This is a genomic window from Alloalcanivorax xenomutans, from assembly GCF_032810065.1.
Classification (GTDB): domain Bacteria; phylum Pseudomonadota; class Gammaproteobacteria; order Pseudomonadales; family Alcanivoracaceae; genus Alloalcanivorax; species Alloalcanivorax xenomutans.
Window position 1 is genome coordinate 3,411,479 of record NZ_CP136538.1, and the last position, 16,955, is coordinate 3,428,433.

Annotated in this window: 16 protein-coding genes and 1 other RNA gene; 7 read left to right on the forward strand and 10 right to left on the reverse strand. The window is 61.8% G+C overall.

Annotation, left to right across the window (positions count from 1 at the left end):
* Window positions 1-15 precede the first annotated feature (15 nt).
* The 4 genes from mraZ to rsmI form a co-directional block, all read right to left on the reverse strand.
* The gene (gene mraZ, locus RYH70_RS15615) at window positions 16-459 is read right to left on the reverse strand and encodes a division/cell wall cluster transcriptional repressor MraZ (protein WP_063142472.1); all 444 of its coding nucleotides are present in this window, start codon (window positions 457-459) and stop codon (window positions 16-18) included.
* A gap of 334 nt (window positions 460-793) precedes the next feature.
* On the reverse strand, window positions 794-1,606 hold the full coding sequence (locus tag RYH70_RS15620) for an oxygen-binding di-iron domain-containing protein (protein WP_097058501.1): 813 nt from the start codon (window positions 1,604-1,606) through the stop codon (window positions 794-796).
* Between the two features lie 103 nt (window positions 1,607-1,709).
* Window positions 1,710-2,067, reverse strand: an RNA gene (rnpB, locus tag RYH70_RS15625) — RNase P RNA component class A.
* A gap of 218 nt (window positions 2,068-2,285) precedes the next feature.
* On the reverse strand, window positions 2,286-3,143 hold the full coding sequence (gene rsmI / locus RYH70_RS15630) for a 16S rRNA (cytidine(1402)-2'-O)-methyltransferase (RefSeq protein ID WP_317009381.1): 858 nt from the start codon (window positions 3,141-3,143) through the stop codon (window positions 2,286-2,288).
* 129 nt (window positions 3,144-3,272) lie between these two features.
* On the opposite strand from rsmI, the gene RYH70_RS15635 reads away from it, so the two are divergent.
* From RYH70_RS15635 to RYH70_RS15665, 7 genes are all read left to right on the forward strand, one after another.
* Complete coding sequence (locus RYH70_RS15635; RefSeq protein WP_317009382.1) at window positions 3,273-5,072, forward strand: penicillin-binding protein activator; 1,800 nt, start codon at window positions 3,273-3,275, stop codon at window positions 5,070-5,072.
* Window positions 5,073-5,076: 4 nt separating this feature from the next.
* Window positions 5,077-5,445 (forward strand): YraN family protein, encoded by a 369-nt coding sequence (locus RYH70_RS15640; RefSeq protein ID WP_022995226.1) that lies wholly within the window; start codon window positions 5,077-5,079, stop codon window positions 5,443-5,445.
* Window positions 5,445-6,032, forward strand: coding sequence for a phosphoheptose isomerase (locus tag RYH70_RS15645; protein WP_022995225.1), 588 nt, complete (start codon window positions 5,445-5,447; stop codon window positions 6,030-6,032). The genes RYH70_RS15640 and RYH70_RS15645 overlap by 1 nt, the downstream gene beginning before the upstream one ends.
* A complete protein-coding gene (locus RYH70_RS15650; RefSeq protein WP_022995224.1) occupies window positions 6,032-6,601 on the forward strand; it encodes a BON domain-containing protein in 570 nt (189 codons plus the stop codon). Before RYH70_RS15645 ends, RYH70_RS15650 begins: the two co-directional genes overlap by 1 nt.
* 174 nt (window positions 6,602-6,775) lie before the next feature.
* Window positions 6,776-8,335 carry an AMP-binding protein gene (locus RYH70_RS15655; protein ID WP_233917146.1) on the forward strand — a complete coding sequence of 520 codons (1,560 nt, stop codon included), beginning with the start codon at window positions 6,776-6,778 and terminating at the stop codon, window positions 8,333-8,335.
* Window positions 8,336-8,476: 141 nt separating this feature from the next.
* Window positions 8,477-9,262, forward strand: a complete 786-nt coding sequence (locus RYH70_RS15660) for an SDR family NAD(P)-dependent oxidoreductase (protein ID WP_316308769.1) — start codon at window positions 8,477-8,479, stop codon at window positions 9,260-9,262.
* A gap of 70 nt (window positions 9,263-9,332) precedes the next feature.
* Entirely contained in the window at window positions 9,333-10,538 is a 1,206-nt protein-coding gene (locus tag RYH70_RS15665) for an MFS transporter (RefSeq protein ID WP_317009383.1), read from the forward strand.
* A 163-nt stretch (window positions 10,539-10,701) separates the two neighbouring features.
* On the opposite strand, the gene RYH70_RS15670 is transcribed toward RYH70_RS15665, so the two are convergent.
* The 6 genes from RYH70_RS15670 to petA all read right to left on the reverse strand — a co-directional run bounded on the left by RYH70_RS15670 (window position 10,702) and on the right by petA (window position 16,476).
* The gene (locus tag RYH70_RS15670; protein WP_317009384.1) at window positions 10,702-12,696 is read right to left on the reverse strand and encodes an LTA synthase family protein; all 1,995 of its coding nucleotides are present in this window, start codon (window positions 12,694-12,696) and stop codon (window positions 10,702-10,704) included.
* Between the two features lie 44 nt (window positions 12,697-12,740).
* Window positions 12,741-13,148: a ClpXP protease specificity-enhancing factor gene (locus RYH70_RS15675; RefSeq protein WP_080531414.1), complete on the reverse strand. Its 408-nt coding sequence runs from the start codon at window positions 13,146-13,148 to the stop codon at window positions 12,741-12,743.
* Between the two features lie 77 nt (window positions 13,149-13,225).
* A complete protein-coding gene (sspA, locus tag RYH70_RS15680) occupies window positions 13,226-13,864 on the reverse strand; it encodes a stringent starvation protein SspA (protein WP_022996218.1) in 639 nt (212 codons plus the stop codon).
* 91 nt (window positions 13,865-13,955) lie between these two features.
* Window positions 13,956-14,612, reverse strand: coding sequence for a cytochrome c1 (locus tag RYH70_RS15685; RefSeq protein WP_022996219.1), 657 nt, complete (start codon window positions 14,610-14,612; stop codon window positions 13,956-13,958).
* A complete protein-coding gene (locus RYH70_RS15690) occupies window positions 14,612-15,892 on the reverse strand; it encodes a cytochrome b (protein ID WP_022996220.1) in 1,281 nt (426 codons plus the stop codon). Before RYH70_RS15690 ends, RYH70_RS15685 begins: the two co-directional genes overlap by 1 nt.
* Window positions 15,889-16,476 (reverse strand): ubiquinol-cytochrome c reductase iron-sulfur subunit, encoded by a 588-nt coding sequence (petA, locus tag RYH70_RS15695; RefSeq protein ID WP_022996221.1) that lies wholly within the window; start codon window positions 16,474-16,476, stop codon window positions 15,889-15,891. Before petA ends, RYH70_RS15690 begins: the two co-directional genes overlap by 4 nt.
* Window positions 16,477-16,955: the final 479 nt, after the last annotated feature.

The window sequence follows — 16,955 nt, forward strand, 5'->3', positions numbered from 1 at the left end:
CATGACCTCGCGGCGTCAGAACGACAGAGCCTGCACGCTCTCGGGCATGGCTTCCTGGTCCAGGTTCTGCTGTTCGAGTTCGTTCCAGGTGTCTTCGGCCCAGATTTCAAAGCGGTGCAACAGACCCACCAACATGGCGCGCTTTTCCAGCCCGACCACGTCCCGCAGCTCCGGCGGCACCAGCAAACGGCCATTGCCGTCCATATCCATTTCCACCGCCTGACCCAGGAACCGGCGCTTCAACGCACGAACCTGGGCGTGGGCGTCACTCTGCGCCGCCACCTGGCGGGCAATCTCGCGCCACTCGGGAAACGGGTACATCACCAGACAGGCGTCATAGGGGTGCTGAGTAAGCACGACGCGGCCACCGCAAGCGCTGTTAAGCGGCTCGCGATAGCGCGTCGGCACGGTCAGCCGACCTTTTGCATCCAGATTGAGCGCGGTACGCCCATTGAACACTGGCCTTCCCCTTTTATGTCGGCCCTTCTATGTCGAAGCATTGGGAGTGGTTATCCATCCCACTTCGCCACACCGGATGAAGCCTTTCTCCCACTTCATCCCACTTTTCACCACATTGCGACACTCTATGGCCAGCGCTTTTCACAAGTCAAGTTTCACGACATTGGTGAATGTAAAAGAAATTCCTTGAAAATCAGTTTGTTAGCTGTGTCACATTGAAAGGGGAATAAAGGAGGGGAAATTGGTTCTGAAACTAATCAGACAGCTGCGCCCTGGAGCTGAGAAAGCACTTTAAGTATTAGATCTTTTGGGAATATAAAATGTTAAATAAAGCCTATTTGGTTCTATTTGGGTGAGCGCCAACTCTCCCTGGAAGCCGGTAATGCTCCACTCCCATCAAGTCAGGGCCACATTCCAGCCGTTCCAGCCAATCCAGAAAGCGTCCAATGGTGACGCGAGACGCAAAATAACCGCCGTGCTGCGGCACGATCATTGCCGGATTCAACTCGCGCACCATGCGCACCCAATAGCGGCAAGCACGGTTGCCGGCCATGTAGCGCCGATGAAACCCGGCCATGGCGGGAATGTGATCCTCGAAGCGGCTCACCTCACCCTCCTCCCCGCCCAGGGAGGCGCCGATATCGCCGGAAAACAGGATGCGGCTGAGCGGATCGTAAAAACTGAAATTACCCACTGAATGCAGAAAGTGGGCGGGCAAGGCCCACAATTCCGAACCCGCGAACGGCAATACCGCCCCGTTGTCCGGCAGCGCCAGAATCCGCTCCTGCCATTGCTCCCCCACCCGCGAAGTGACAAAGGTGGAGGCCAGGTGGGGCAGAAACCGCGACCATAGCCGGGACACCGCCACCTTGCAGTGGGAATGCAACATCCAGCGCGGCAGCGAGGCGATGATATCCGGGTCCTGGTGGGACGCCAGGATATAGGTGAGATCACGCAAGTTGAGATGGCGACTCAACTCGATGGTCAGAGGGGTATAGGTCAGATCGCCGCCGGGATCAATCAGCGCGCCCTGCTCGCCATGGCGAATGGCGAACTGATTGGCCTGCACGCCTTCGCCCTGGACCAGATCATGAAATCTGGCCACCACGTGGTCCCCTTGCTGGAACAGAATATCCGCCCGTGTCATCGCGCCCCTCCTTGATGTAAGTCAAGTATTTTGCATAGGCGCGACGGAAGGCACTTGATCTGTATCAAGACCCGTCCAGGACGGATCCCAACATTGAGGAAAGAAGGTGGGCCGGTCGATAAGCCGGGTTCTGTCGTGGGCAGCCATTCATCTGGGATCCCCGTCACCGAGGACCTCTAGCGACCTACCCGGATCCAGCGCGGGCCACGCCATTGGATCCCTATTTGGTCTTGCTCCGGGTGGGGTTTACCCTGCCACCGCTGTTACCAGCGGCGCGGTGCGCTCTTACCGCACCTTTTCACCCTTACCCGCCCCCGAAGGAACAGGCGGTATCTTTTCTGCGGCACTGGCCGTAGCCACACCGTCACCAGTGTGGCCCCCAGGCGTTACCTGGCACCCTGCCCTGTGGAGCCCGGACTTTCCTCCAGCGGTTTCCCGCCAGCGGCTGCCTGACCGACCCGGGCGCAGCATAATGGATTCAGTTAATAGTGAACAGGGAATAGTTAATAGTTGCGCGAGCAGCGACAGAGTGTCCTTAAAGGTACCAGGCCGCGCCCAGCCCCAGGAGGCACTCTTCCCGCTTTTCAAAGAAGGCTCGGGCACCAAACCAAGAATTGCGGATAAGCAAGGGCGTTTTGCAAAACCGCAACGCCTCTTGTTTTTCGCTGTTACCTATTCACTATTCACTGTTAACTGCTTCCAGGTAGTTGTACAGCGCCTGCCGCTTGAGCCCGGTATGCGCGGCCAGCACGCGGGCGGCGCGGGACAGGGGCAGTTCCTCCAGCAGAGCGCGGGCCAGGGCCCGGTCGCGCTCGCTGAGCTGGTCGCTTTGCGGCGCCGGTCCCAGCACCAGCACCAGTTCCCCGCGTTGCTGGTCCTTGTCGGCGCGCACCCATTCCAGCACCTCGGCGACCGGTCCCCGGCGTACCGTTTCGAAGCGCTTGGTCAGTTCCCGGCACAGGGTCAGTTCCCGCTCCGGCGCCACTTTCGGCGCCAAAGCCTCAAGCAGGGACAGCACCCGGTGGGGCGCCTCGTAGACGATGGTGGTCACGTCCGCGGCGGCCAGGCGCTCCAGAACCCGTTCACGGGCGGCGCCCTTGGCCGGAGGAAAGCCTTCAAACAAAAAGCGGTCACTGGGCTGGCCGGCCACCGCCAGCGCCGCCAGCAGCGCCGATGCCCCGGGAATCGGCACCACCGCCACCCCGGCATCCTGGCAGGCCCGCACCAAACGGTAGCCCGGATCACTGACCAGCGGCGTGCCGGCATCGCTGATTAGCGCGCCACTCTCGCCATCGGCCAGCCGTGCCACCAGATCCGGCGCCCGTTGCTGTTCATTGTGGTCATGGCAACTGATCAGGCGCGGGGAAATCCCCAGTTGTTGCATCAGCCCCTGGCTGTGCCGGGTGTCCTCCGCGGCCACCCAATCCACCTCCTGCAGCACCTGAATGGCGCGCCGGGAAATATCGTCCAGATTACCGATCGGTGTGCTGACGACATACAGGCAGCCCGCTTCGGCGTCGTGGGAGGGTCGGGTCATTTTACGTGCTCTGTCTCACTGATAAGGCAAGAGAAGGGGCGCGCAGCGCCGCCGGGGGTTATTCGCGAGTCGGAAAGTGCCTACAATACCGGCTCCATTCCCGCAGTAGCAAAGGGTTATCCCACCGTCATGGAATTGAGACAGGTTAGATGGGCCGCATTGCTGGTGATCCTCGCCATCACCGGCTGCGTCCAGACACCGGGGGCGTACCAGCGCGCCGGCACCCCCGCCATGGACACGGCTCCCGCCCGTGAAGCCCCTTCCAGCACCGAATCAGCAAGACAACGCCTTGGTGACATGGCGGATCCGGCGCGGACCGACACCGCCCTCTCCTGGGCCAGCTATTACCTGGTCAACGACCGGGCCCGGGAAGCCAGTGAGGTGCTGGATCTGGTGCGCGGCGGCGCCCAGAGCATGGATCAGCGTTTCCGCTGGTTGCAGTTGAGCGCCCAGGCCCTGCTCGGGCAGCACAAACCGCAACAGGCGCTGGATCTGCTCAACGATTACCAGGGGGATATCCGCTCCCTGCCCGCGGATCAGCAGGCACGCCTGGCTTTGCTGCGCGCTGACGCCCTTGCTCTCAACGACAACCTGATGGAAAGCCTTAAGGAGCGGGTCGAAATCCAGCCGCGACTGGGGCGATCCGACCGCGCTTACAACCAACAGATGACCTGGCAGGCGCTGCTGCGTGTACCACGCAACCAATTGCAGCAGGAAGCCGAGGGCGCCAGCGGCGATCTGCTCGGCTGGCTGGAACTGGCGGACATTTACCGCGATGCCCAGGCCGGTCTCGATGATCAGGTGGCGCGCATGAACGACTGGCAGCGGCGCTGGCCGCAGCACCCGGCTCAGGCACAGCTGCCAGAAACCCTCAATGCCATGCGCCGCGCCGCGCAGGAGCGGCCGGCCCGGGTCGCGGTTCTGCTGCCGGAAAGCGGCCCTCTCTCCTATGCCGGCAACGCGCTCCATGATGGCCTGATGGCGGGTTATTACCTGGCCCGGGACAATGGCGACTACACCCCGGAGCTCCGCTTCTACGATACCGCCGACGCCGATGCGGCGCAGGTCTATCAGCAGGCGGTGATGGACGGAGCGCAATTCGTGATCGGCCCGCTGGCCAAGGACCAGGTCGCCGCCATCGATGCGCTCGGCACTCCGCCAGTACCCACTCTGGCGCTGAACTACCTGGACGATGGCGGTAACGGCCTGTACCAGTTCGGCCTGGCGCCGGAAGACGAGGCCCGTCAGGTAGCCCGTGACGGCTACGCCGCCGGCGCGGTGAGAGCCGGCGTGCTCTACCCCAATTCAGAGTGGGGCTACCGTGTCGCCGAGGCGTTCAGCAATGCCTGGCAATCACAAGGCGGTTCCATCGTGGTCAGCCGCACCTATGCCGATGACGATATCGGCGGCTCGGTGAAAGCCTTCCTCGATGAGGCCCGCGGCAATCTCGGTTCCAGTGGCGGCAAGGAATTCCGCCCCCGCGGCCCGGAAGACATGGCGTTTGTGTTCCTGGTCGCCAACGCGGACCAGGGGCGCCAGGTCAAACCGGCTCTGAACTACCACTACGCCCGCTACCTGCCGGTGCACAGCACCTCCTACATTTACGGCGGAGTCCCTGATCCACGCCGTGACCAGGATCTCGACCGGGTCCAGTTCGTGGACATGCCCTGGGTGCTGAACCCGGACCAGCGCCTTAAAGACATGGCCACGGCGAACTGGCCCGATGGCCACGGCCGCTACACCCGCCTGTTCGCCATGGGTGTGGACGCCTTCCGGCTGCAGGCCCGGCTGCCAGTATTGAACAACGCACCCGGCAGCACTCTGTCCGGTGCCACCGGCGTGCTGCACCTGGACGGCAAGCGCGTGGTGCGCGAGCTGCAATGGGCCACCTTCGAAGGGGGTCTGCCCAGCCCGCTGCTGACGCCCTGATCCGGTGCTCGGCGCCAGGCGTGGTCAACGGGCTGAATGGCAGGCCTTGCGCTGGTTGCGGGAGCAGGGTCTGCGCCCGGTAGCGCGCAACTACCGTTGCCGCCAGGGTGAGGTGGACCTGATCATGACCCACCACGACACCCTGGTCTTCATTGAGGTACGCTGGCGCAGCCGTCGCGACTACGGCGGCGCGCTGGCCTCGGTGACCCGCGCCAAACAACGGCGGCTGCACGTCGCTGCCCGTCATTTTCTGGCTCATAATGCCCGCTGGGGCTCTCATCCCTGCCGTTTCGACGTGCTCGGACTGGAACCGGATGGTGACGGAGAGGTCCGTTACCAATGGGTGCAAAACGCTTTTTACGGAGACCAATGATGAGTGTGGATCGCATCAGGCAACTGTTCGCCGAAAGTCTGGAGACCAAGGCGAAGGCCGGGGAAGTGCTCCCCGAGGTGATCGCCATGGCCGGCCAGGTAATGGTGGAATGCCTGCTCAACGGCGGCAAGATTCTCAGTTGCGGCAATGGCGGTTCCGCTGGCGATGCCCAGCATTTCTCCTCCGAATTGCTCAACCGCTTCGAAATGGAGCGCCCGGCGCTGCCGGCGGTGGCGCTGACCACCGACTCCTCCACCCTGACCTCCATCGCCAACGATTACAGCTACAACGAGATCTTCTCCAAGCAGGTGCGCGCGCTTGGTAACGGTGGCGACGTGCTGCTGGCGATTTCCACCAGCGGCAATTCCGCCAACGTGATCCAGGCGATCCAGGCGGCCCACGACCGCGACATGAAGGTGGTGGCGATGACCGGCCGGGAAGGCGGCGAGATGGTGAACCTGTACGGCCCCCAGGACATCGAGATCCGGGTGCCGGCGCACTCCACCGCCCGCATTCAGGAGGTGCACCTGCTGGTGATTCACGCCCTGTGTGATTTCATCGATCAACAGCTGTTCGGAGGAGCCTGATGCGCGTCACCGGTTTGATCGTGTTGTTGGCCGCCCTGCTCACCACGGGCTGCACCACCATGACCAAGAACATGTCGCAGGAGCCGGTGGACCAGGACCATGGTTCCCGCACCTTCGGAGCGTTCATCGAGGACGGCAACATCGAACGCAAGGTGAAGATCAATCTGGCCCGCGCCAGCGCCGACCTGGACGAATCCCACATTGTCGTGGTCAGCTTCAACGGCAATGTGCTGCTGGCCGGCCAGGTGGCCAGCGAATCACTGAAAACCCAGGCGGAAAACATTGCCCGTGAAGTACGCCATGTGCGCAACGTCCACAATGAACTGCGTGTGGCTGGCAACAACTCCGCCATGGCCCGCACCAACGACGCCTGGCTCACCGCCAAGGTGAAAAGCCGCTTGTTGCTCAGCGGCGACACGCCCGGCATGCGCACCAAGGTGGTCACCGAGAACGGCGTGGTTTATCTGATGGGGCTGCTCACCCGTGAGGAAGCCGACATGGCCGTGCAAAAAGTTCAGAAAGTCGGCGGCGTGCAGAAGATCGTCAAGATCATCGAATACATCGACTGATCCACCCGGGGCGGGATCAGGCCGCCCCTTCCCCCCACCAACTCCGTCAAGATTATTGACCCACGCTTCGTCGGTTCCGACGATGCTTACCCGCTGCCGCCCTCGCTAACGTAATACACCGACCCATCCGGCTCTCCGCCTGCCGCCCGACAACGACAACAACCAGGTGCCTCCATGACCGTCCCGCTGATGACGCTGAAATCCCTGTACACCGGTGCTCTGGCCCGTTTCGCGGACCGCTGCGCGCTGACCATGGGGGGCCGCGACCTCAGTTATGCCGAGTTGCAGCGCGGCAGCTTTCAGGTCGGCAACGCCCTCATCGAGCTCGGCGTCACTCCGGGCACCCGGGTAGCGCTCGCCATGGCCAATTGCCTGGAGTTCGCGGTGGCGGCCCAGGGGTTGATTCAGGCCGGCGCCACCCGGGTGGCGCTGAACAGCATGCTTAGCGACGACGAAGTGCTCTATATTCTGGCCGACTCCAACACCCGGGTGGCCATCGTCGATACTCAGCGTTTCGAGTTGCTCTCCCGCCACCGCGATCGCTTGCCGGAGCTGGAACAGGTGATCGCGCTCGGGCCGGCGCGGGATTGCCCGCCGGACATGATGCCCTGGGATGATTTTCTCGCCTCCGGCAAGCCGGAGTACACCGACGTCAACGTGGCACCGGATGATTTGGCCTTCATTCCCTACACCGGCGGCACCACGGGCAAGCCCAAGGGCGTCCTGCACAGCCAGAAAAACATTTATCTGAACCTGCTTTCCCATCAGATGGAGCTGGCATTGCAAGACGACGAGCGCTTTCTGCTCACCTCGCCTCTGCCCCATGCCGCCGGGAGCATCCTGATGGTCGGGTTGCTGAAAGGGGCCACCCACTACATCGAACCCGGATTCGATCCCGCCACCGTGATCCGCCGCATCAGCGAGGACAAGGTCACTCTCACCTTCATGGTACCCACCATGATTTACCGGCTGCTGGACTGGCTGGAGGCCAATCCGGAGCCCCGTCCGGATCTGAGTTCGCTGCGCACCATGCTGTACGGCGCCGCCCCGATCACGGTGGAGCGTCTGACTCAGGGCCTGGAAACCTTCGGTCCGGTGTTCGTGCAATTGTACGGCCAGTCGGAAGCGCCCAACTTCATCACCCGTCTGCGCCGGGAGGACCACAATCCGGCCCATCCGGAACGGCTGCTCAGTTGCGGCCAGGCCGCGACCATGAGCCAGGTCCGTATCGTCGACGGCAACGGAAAACCGGTGCCCGCGGGTGAAAGCGGCGAAGTGGCGGCTCGCACGCCATACAACATGCTCGGTTATCACGGCCTGCCGGAGAAAAGCGCCGAAACGCTGGTGGACGGCTGGCTGCACACCGGCGACATCGGACGGATGGACGCGGACGGTTACCTGTATCTGCTGGACCGCAAGAACGACATGATCATCAGCGGCGGCATGAACGTGTACACCTCGGAGGTGGAGAACGCCATCCAACCGTACCCCGGTGTCGGCCAGGTGGCGGTGGTCGGCCTGCCCGACCCGGACTGGGGCGAAGCGGTGACGGCGTTCGTGGTCCCCGATGCCGGCGCCGAGCTGGACCTGGAAGCGCTGCTGCGCCACTGCAAAGGCGCTCTGTCCAAGTACAAGGTTCCGAAACAGATTCATCTGCTCGACAGTCTGCCGCTCACCGCTTACGGCAAACTGGACAAGAAAGCCCTTCGCCAGCAATGGGCGGCCGATTCCTAGCGCCTGTTCACACCGTGAGCGCTGTATTCGCGAGCAAGCTCGCTTCCCACAAAGGGAACTGCGGAGCCGCTGTGGGAAGCTGCCTTGGCAGCGAATTGGCGTGTGGCGCAAACATCGTGAACCTGCAAGAGAGGTCCAAGCATGAGTAGCCTCACCGAATTGAGCCGTTCCCTGAACGGTGCCCGGGTCCTGGTGACCGGTGGCGCCAGCGGCATGGGACGAGCCACCGCCCGGGTGTTCGCCAGCGAGGGCGCGCGGGTTGCCGTTACCGACCGCGATGGCGACAGCGCCGGGCGGGTGGCCATGGAGATCCGGGAAGCGGGTTTCCAGGCACAAAGCTGGACCCTGGACGTGAGCGACGCCGCGGCGATCGAAGCGATCACCGCCGAGGTAGCCGAAGCCTTCGGCGGCCTGGACATTATTATCAACAATGCCGGGGTCTCCGGCTTCACCGCCATTTCGTCCTCGGCGGACGATTACGAGGCCACGTGGCACACCAGCCTGTCGATTCTGCTGACCGCCCAGCAGCGCCTGGTGCGGGCCGCACTGCCTCACCTGCGGCACTCGGACCATCCCCGCATCGTCAATATCGCGTCCACCGAAGCGCTCGGCGCCACCGCCGAGAACAGCGCCTATGCGGCGGCCAAGGCCGGCGTCACCGGCCTGACCCGCGCCCTGGCGGTGGAGCTGGGCAAGGAAGGCATCACCGTCAACTGCATCTGCCCCGGCCCCATCGACACCGGCATGACCGCGCGGATCGCGGACGAACACAAGGCCATTTTCGCCAGACGGCGAACCGCCTTGCGACGCTATGGCGCCCCGGAAGAGGTGGCGCACATGACCGTCAGCCTGTGCCTGCCGGCGGCGTCCTACATTACCGGCGCGGTGATTCCGGTGGACGGTGGCCTGATGGCGCGCAACGCGTGATGGGTACGGTTGCGTGTTGCACGCATGACGCCGACCATGCTGATCCAATCTCAGTCGAGTGACCCCGCCAATGCCGCGAACCGATAACAGGCCCAATCCCTTGGTCATGGCCGTGTCCGCCATGCTGGTGGCGCTGGTGGTGATTGTCTTCGCCCGCCTGGCCTACGGCCTGCTGCTGCCGGCCATGCGCGCCGATCTCGGACTGAGCTACCGCCAGGCCGGCGCCTTGGGCACGGTCACCGCCCTGGGTTATCTGCTGTTCGTATTGCTTGGCGGTCTCGCGGCCAGCCGCTGGGGCGCCCGCAATACGGTGGTTTTCGGGCTTGCCGCGGTGACCTTGGGCTTTGCCGGGCTGGCGGTCGCCGGCGACTACCCGCTGATCGTGGTACTGATGGCCCTGCTCGGCTTCGGCACCGCGTTTTCCTTCGCGCCCACGGTGTCGCTGCTGGCCACCTGGTATCCGGAGCGGCGCGGGGTGATGATCGGCTGCATGACCGCCGGCGTTGGCGCGGGGATTTTCTTCATCGGGCTGCTGGTGCCCTGGCTCTCCGATCTTTTCGGCGCGAACGGCTGGCGGGTGACCTGGGGCATTTTCGCCGCCGTCGCCGGCGCCGTCGGCTTACTGGTCCTGCTGGCGGTGCGTGATCCCCCCACCGCTGACGACGCCGGCACGGCGCGGCCGCCCTCGGCGGATAAATGGCTGATCTACCGGAATCCCCGGGTCATTATCATGGCGCTGGTGTATGGCATCATCGGCATGGTGTACATCACCCAGGCTCTGTTCATGGTCAGCTACGTGGTGGAATCCGGCTTCGACGAAACCATCGCCGGGTGGCTGATGGCGATGATGGGGCTGCTTTCCGTCCTCAGCGGCCCGTTATGGGGCTCGCTGTCGGACAGCTGGGGGCGCGGCAATACTCTGAGTCTGGCCATGTCGGTGGTGACCGTTGCCATGGCGCTGCCACTGATCGATCAGAGCCTGCCTCTGTTCGTCGCCCATTTCTTCTTCATGGGCTGCGCGGTCAATGGAGTCTTCACCTTGATCCAGGCCGCCAGTACCGACCAGGTGGCACCGCGTTACATTCCCATCGCGTTCAGTTATGTCACTCTGTTCTTCGCTGGCGGGCAGCTGATCGGCCCGGCGGTGGCGGGCTGGCTGATCGAAACGCGGGGAGGCTTCCCGCTCGCCATCGGCTTTACCTGCTTCTGGCTGCTTGTCGGGTTATTTCTGACCCAGCGTATTCGCCGGTTTCCAGCTGATGTGGCGGTGTCCTGAAGACCGCTTAAACGCATCGCTTCCCACAGCAGGTACTACGAAGCCGCTGTGGGAGCTTGCCCGGCAAGCGAATGGGCACCCGTTTCCAAAAGGAAATTCGCTTGCAGGGCAAGCTCCTACAGCGGCCTTGTAGCAACCTTTGAGTTTATGTCTCCAAACCGCACTAGGGCCGATTGTGGTGGAGCATGTAACGCCCCGCCTGATACAGCCCTTCAAGCAATTCCTTGCGATCCTGGAACACCTCCGGGTGGTCCGCGCGAACATCCGCCTCCAGACGCGGATCCTCCAGGTCGTAAAGGCGCGCATTGTCACCGTCGTAGTACATGCTCAGGTGATAATCCTCGCCAACCAGGCCGATCAATGGCCGGTGGGAACGGTCCCCTCCGAAGGTGATCGCGTATGAGGGGCCATCGATGTGCAGCAGATCCCGCCCCATGGTGCGGTTCTCATACGGCAGCCCGGCCAGCCCCAGCGCCATGGGCATGATATCCACCAGACTGGCGGGGCGCTCGATCACCCGGTGCCCCCCAATCACGTTGGGGCCGTAGATGATTAGCGGCACATGATGTTTGTCCAGCAGCAGGGACTCGCTGTACCCCATATGTTGGGATGGCTCTGAGCGGTCGTTATGGTCGCCGTACAGAATGAAAATGGTGTTGTCCGCGTAATGGGAATTGGCCACCAGGTCATTCAGGTAGTAACCGATGTTGTAGTCCAGCAGGCGCACCGCGTTGTACTGATCATTGCCGAGGAAGCCGTGCTGGCGCACTTTGTCTTCCGGCGGATTGATCACCTCGAAGTCGGAATCGTCATCGGGAATGGTGAACGGCCGATGGTTGCCCGCGGTCTGGATAAAGGCGATGAACGGCTTGTCCGGATCCAGCTGGTCCAGGCGCTGGTGAGCGGCCTTGAACAGGTCCCGGTCCGAGATACCCCAGACATCGATGTTGGGAGCGTCGTAGTCTCCGGCCTCCCACAACTCCAGATCCTGAATGTTGTTCTTCAATACACCTCGGATATTGGCCCAGCCCGCGGAGCCGCCTATGAAGTAAAGGCGCTCATAGTCTTTAAAAGCGTTGACCAGGGTGTACTGATTGACGATCTGCGGATCCCGGGAGGCGGTGGAGCCACCCCAGGTGATATCCGGAATGCCGGTCACCAGACCAAACACGGTACGGGCGGTACCACTGGAGGGCACCATGAAATTGGGGAAGAACAACCCCTCATTACCAAGACGGTCCAGATTGGGCGTGGCTTCCATGGGATTGCCAAACAGCCCCATACGATTGGCGCCCATGGATTCCAGGTGAATCAGAACCACATTGGGCGGCCGTTGCGGGGCCTGGCCGGGCACCGACCGGGCAAACGTCATGGTCTCGGGATCCGGATTGGTCACCCCCAGGTATTCCGCCACCCGCTGATAACGCAGCGCCAGCAGCTCGTCATCATGCTCCCGGGTACCGGTGGTGTAGGTGTCGTAAAAGAAGATCGCCGGGTTCAAACCCAGTGACGCCACCTGCAGATTGTTGGAAAAGTAAGCGTCACTCCAACGCAGCGGCACGGTGCCGGTTTGCCCCATGATCCCCAGAGCGTACAGATAGATACCCAACGCCACGGCGATGGTGCCGCCCAACCAGCCCCGCCCCGGCGCCGGACGGCGCGCGAAAGCGGCAATCGGCTTGCGCCCCAACCAGGCGCCCACCGCCAGCGTCACCAGCAGCAGCAGTGTCAGCCAGACCACCGGATAACTTTCCCACACCATCTGCAGGGAATCCCCACGGTTGGTCAGGAAACGCAGCACGGAGCTGTTGAGACGTTCTTCCAGATAGCTGTAGTGGGCGAAATCCGCGATGTAAACGAAACAGGCCACGGCGGAGGCCAGAGCCAGCCAGGCCACCGCCAGTTTGCGGGCCAGCTGTCCGCGGCGCAGACCGAGCAGGCCCGGCAGCAGGCTGAGAATGGCCACCGGCAGAACAATCAGCAGGGCCAAACGCAAGTCGAAGCGGACGCCAATGCCGAAGGCATGCCAGAGTTCTTGCGAAGGCAGTTCCAGGCCGGAAAGAAAAAACCAGAAGAACGCCCCTCTCAGTACCACGAAAACCACGAAGAACGCGGCAACCAGGCTCAGGATCAATCGCACACGCGGCGAAAACAGCATACAGGCTCCACAATCAGATGCGGGTTATCGAAGTTCGACGGCGCTTACTTCACCACACGCAAACGCGGGCCCTTGCCGGGACCTTTGTCAGGACCATTGTCATCGGGACCGTCCTCGGGAGGATCAGGAGGTGGATCCATGGGCTCGAACGCCATGCCCTGGCCATTCTCCCGGGCGAAAATCGCGATCACCGCGCCCACCGGCACTCTGAGATGATGCGGCACGCCGCCGAAACGGGCAGAAAAGACGATCTCATCGTTGCCCGCCACGAACTGGGTCACGGCCCGGGGAGCCACGTTCAGTACGATCTGGCCATCCTTGACGAATTCCTGCGGCACTTCGGTGCCGGGATAGCCCGCGTCCACCGCCAGATGAGGAGTAAGACCGTTATCGCATATCCACTCATGAGTAGCGCGGATCAAATAGGGCCGGTTGGAAGTCATTTCGGACATAACAGCAGGGCTTTTCCGATGGATACGGCCGCGCTCCGGCGGCAAAAAAAGCCCGTGCGCGGGGCACGGGCCGGGGTTCACAGCGCCAGGCGCATTTCCCGCTCAGCCTCGGTCAGGCTGGCTTGGAAGCTGTCACGGTCGAACAAACGCTCGGCATAATCCAGCAACGGCTTGGCCTGCTTGGCGGGCAGGTCCACACCCAGAATGGGCAACCGCCACAAAATCGGCGCCACCACGCAATCCACCAGGGTGAACTCCTCGCTCATGAAGAACGGCAGCTCATTGAAGATCGGCGCGGTGGCGATCATTCCCTCGCGCAGTTCCTTGCGGCGCTTGTTCAAAGCGGCGTCTTTCTCCTCACCCAGCACCAGGGCGTCCACATGGCCGCACCAGTCACGCTCGATACGATGCACCAGCAGACGGCTCTGCGCCCGCGCCACCGGATACACCGGCAGCAACGGCGGGTGCGGGAAGCGCTCGTCCAGATACTCCATGATCACCGTGGACTGATACAGGGTCAGTTCACGGTCCACCAGGGTCGGGACCTCGTTATACGGATTCAGGGCCGCCAGATCTTCCGGTTTGTCCCGGCTATCCACGTCCACGATATCCACGGTTACGCCCTTCTCCGCCAGGACGATACGCACCCGGTGGCTGTAGTGATCGTCCGGGGAAGAGAAGAAAGTCATTGAGGAACGTTTGGTCACCACGCCCATGGTCGAGTCATCTCCAAGCATCATCTAATAACACAAACAGGGTAGCCGCTTGCGCGGTTACCCTGTTGCTGGCTGGATCGACGTTCGTGGATCAGTGAACGTCTTTCCAGTATTCCTTCTTCAGCAGGTACGCCGGTACGAGAAGGATAGCAAGGAACACGAGCACGTAAACACCAATCCGCTCACGGGTGGGCGCAATCGGCTCCGCCGCGTAAGTGAGGAAGTTGGTGATATCGCCCATGGCGGCCTTGAATTCCTCTTCATCCACGGCTTCCTGCATACCGGCCATCACATGCGGCATGCCGACGTTCGGGAACACCTTGTTGTTGTAGCCGAACGGACGGGATTCGTCCTCATAGAAGCCGATCAGGTAGGAGTACAGCCAATCCGGGTCCCGCAGGCGCGCTTCCAGGGTCAGATCCGGCGGCGCGGTCCCGAACCACTTCTTGGCATCGTCCTTATCCATGGCGTTCTGCATCGGATCACCAATCTTATCACTGGTGAAGTTCATATACTTCAGTACCAGCTCATCCGGGATGCCCAGGTCATCGGCCATACGGCCATAACGCAGGTATTCCAGGCTATGACAACCCATGCAGTAGTTCACGAACAGCTTGGCACCGTTCTGCAGGCTCACTTTGTCCTGCAGATTGACCGGAGCCTTCTCATACTCAGCGTCATGACCACCGGCGGCCACGGCCAATACCGGCAAACAGCTGAACAAAATGGCGGCAAAAAACTTCTTCATCAGTGACCCCCCGTGACGCGCTCAGGTACCGGCTTGGATTTTTCGAATCGATGGCCGAATGGCAGTATCACGATGAAGAACAGGAAGTAATACACCGTGCCGATCTGCGCCACGGTCTTCGCCAGACCAGTGGCCGGCTGGGTCCCGAGATAGCCGAGAATCAGGAAGTCCACCACGAACAGCGCCAGGGTGATCTTGCTCAGCAGCCCTTTGTAACGGATGGACTTGACCGGATGGCGGTCCAGCCAGGGCAGCAGGAACAGGATGGCGATGGCACCGCCCATGGCGATCAGCCCCCAGGCCTTGGAGGAGATAAACCAGTCAATGGTGGTGGCACGCAGCATCGCGTAATAGGGGCCGTAGTACCACACCGGAGCGATGTGATCCGGGGTCTTCAGCGGATCCGCCGGCGCGAAGTTGGGCTTCTCGATCAGGTAGCCGCCGCCAGTGGGGAAGTAGAAGATCACCACCGCGAACACCATCATGAAGATGATGACGCCGGGCAGGTCCTTGACGGTGTAGTAAGGGTGGAACGGGATACCGTCCTTGGGAATGCCGTTCTCGTCCTTGTTCTTCTTGATTTCCACGCCATCCGGGTTATTGGAGCCCACTTCATGCAGCGCCAGGATATGCAGGAAAACCAGCGCCACCAGCACCAGCGGAATCGCCACCACGTGCAGGGCGAAGAACTTGTTCACGGTGGCGGTGGACAGCAGGTAGTCGCCACGCACCCAGGTGGTCAGAGCCTCACCGATTTCCTTGGCGTCATTGGCGTCGATGAACGGAAGCACGTCGAACGGAATCGCGCCGGCCAGGGAGATGATCACCTGGGCGCCCCAGTAGGACATGTTCCCCCAGGGCAGCACATAGCCAAGGAAACCTTCGGCCATCAGCGCCACATAGATAAGCATGCCGAAAATCCACACCAGTTCCCGCGGCGGCTTGTAGGAGCCGTACATCAAACCACGGAACATGTGGATGTAAACCACGGCGAAGAAGGCGGAAGCGCCGACCGCGTGCATATAGCGGATCAGCCAGCCCCACTGCACGTCGCGCATGATGTACTCGACGGACTCGAAGCCCTGGCTGGGGGAGAAGAACATGGTCAACCAGATGCCTGTAAGCAGCTGGTTCACCAGTACCACCATGGAGAGCACCCCAAAGTAGTACCAGAAGTTGAAGTTCTTCGGAGCGTAGTACTCCGACATGTGCTTCTTGTAGGTGTTAACGACGGGAAGACGCGCGTCCACCCAGTCGATCAAGCCATTCACCACTCTCATGCCTGAGTCTCCCCTTCTTCAGAGCCGACGATGATCACGGACTCGCTCAGATAAGAGTGCGGCGGAACCACCAGGTTGGTGGGAGCCGGCACGCCTTGGTAAACACGTCCCGCCAGATCGAACATGGAGCCGTGGCAGGGACAGAAAAAGCCGCCATGATCCAATTGCACGGTGGGCTCTTGTTCATACAGGGGGGAGCAACCGAGGTGGGTACAGGTGCCGATCAGCACCAGATATTCTTTCTTGATGGAGCGCCACTGATTCTTGGCGTACGGCGGCTGCTGATCTTCCTCGGAATTGGGGTCGCGCAGCGAACCCTCGATCTGGGACAGGCCTTCGAGCATCTTGTCGGTGCGATTCACTACCCACACCGGCTGCCCGCGCCATTCCTGTACCACCCGCTGGCCCAATTCCAACTTGCTGATATCGACCTGGACCGGGGCGCCGGCGTTCTCCGCCTTGGCGCTAGGCAGCCAGGATTTCACGAAAGGAACCGCCAGACCCACCGCACCTGCTGCCCCGATCGCCGATGTCAGGCCGATCAGAAAGGTACGGCGGCTGGTATTTACGCCGTCATTGCTCATTGAGATCTTCTCCCCTGGAGCCTGTTTTCATCTGTCTTTTCCATCGTTCGCCGCGTTGCTCTTCCGGTGGATGCCAGGCTTCACATCCACACCCGGATCTGTGCCAGGAATGTCGAGCCACGCCAGCCACACCACCAGGGCATGGCACACACCAATGCTATGTCAGGCAGGGGCGGAAGGCCCGGACCCGGACGAACAAGGGTGTGAGAAACGGCAACACCGAACCGGTTTGTTATTTAAATCCCGCAGGACGAATGATGCCGACAACGGCGGATCAAATCGAACGAAAGCGGGCTCCGTCGGAGCGCAGGAGTGACCCAGATCAGGCAAAGATGTCCCGGACCGGGACGAGAGGTCAGAGCTCACGCTTCAGGCGGAGTAAGGCGGCCGAAATGGTAAAGAAAAAACCCACATCTTACAACCGGTTATTCCGGGGAGAGACGCCCGGTAAACCTCTGATTTGAACGCAAAAAAGCCCG

Coding starts and splice junctions, on each gene's coding strand:
- RYH70_RS15620 (WP_097058501.1), bottom strand. CDS start 1,606: ATGACACGGGCGGATATTCTGTTCCAGCAAGGGGACCACGTGGTGGCC.
- RYH70_RS15690 (WP_022996220.1), bottom strand. CDS start 15,892: ATGAGAGTGGTGAATGGCTTGATCGACTGGGTGGACGCGCGTCTTCCC.
- rsmI (WP_317009381.1), bottom strand. CDS start 3,143: ATGACCCGACCCTCCCACGACGCCGAAGCGGGCTGCCTGTATGTCGTC.
- RYH70_RS15665 (WP_317009383.1), top strand. CDS start 9,333: ATGCCGCGAACCGATAACAGGCCCAATCCCTTGGTCATGGCCGTGTCC.
- RYH70_RS15655 (WP_233917146.1), top strand. CDS start 6,776: ATGACCGTCCCGCTGATGACGCTGAAATCCCTGTACACCGGTGCTCTG.
- petA (WP_022996221.1), bottom strand. CDS start 16,476: ATGAGCAATGACGGCGTAAATACCAGCCGCCGTACCTTTCTGATCGGC.
- RYH70_RS15675 (WP_080531414.1), bottom strand. CDS start 13,148: ATGTCCGAAATGACTTCCAACCGGCCCTATTTGATCCGCGCTACTCAT.
- RYH70_RS15660 (WP_316308769.1), top strand. CDS start 8,477: ATGAGTAGCCTCACCGAATTGAGCCGTTCCCTGAACGGTGCCCGGGTC.
- RYH70_RS15635 (WP_317009382.1), top strand. CDS start 3,273: ATGGAATTGAGACAGGTTAGATGGGCCGCATTGCTGGTGATCCTCGCC.
- sspA (WP_022996218.1), bottom strand. CDS start 13,864: ATGGGCGTGGTGACCAAACGTTCCTCAATGACTTTCTTCTCTTCCCCG.
- RYH70_RS15685 (WP_022996219.1), bottom strand. CDS start 14,612: ATGAAGAAGTTTTTTGCCGCCATTTTGTTCAGCTGTTTGCCGGTATTG.
- RYH70_RS15645 (WP_022995225.1), top strand. CDS start 5,445: ATGAGTGTGGATCGCATCAGGCAACTGTTCGCCGAAAGTCTGGAGACC.
- RYH70_RS15650 (WP_022995224.1), top strand. CDS start 6,032: ATGCGCGTCACCGGTTTGATCGTGTTGTTGGCCGCCCTGCTCACCACG.
- RYH70_RS15670 (WP_317009384.1), bottom strand. CDS start 12,696: ATGCTGTTTTCGCCGCGTGTGCGATTGATCCTGAGCCTGGTTGCCGCG.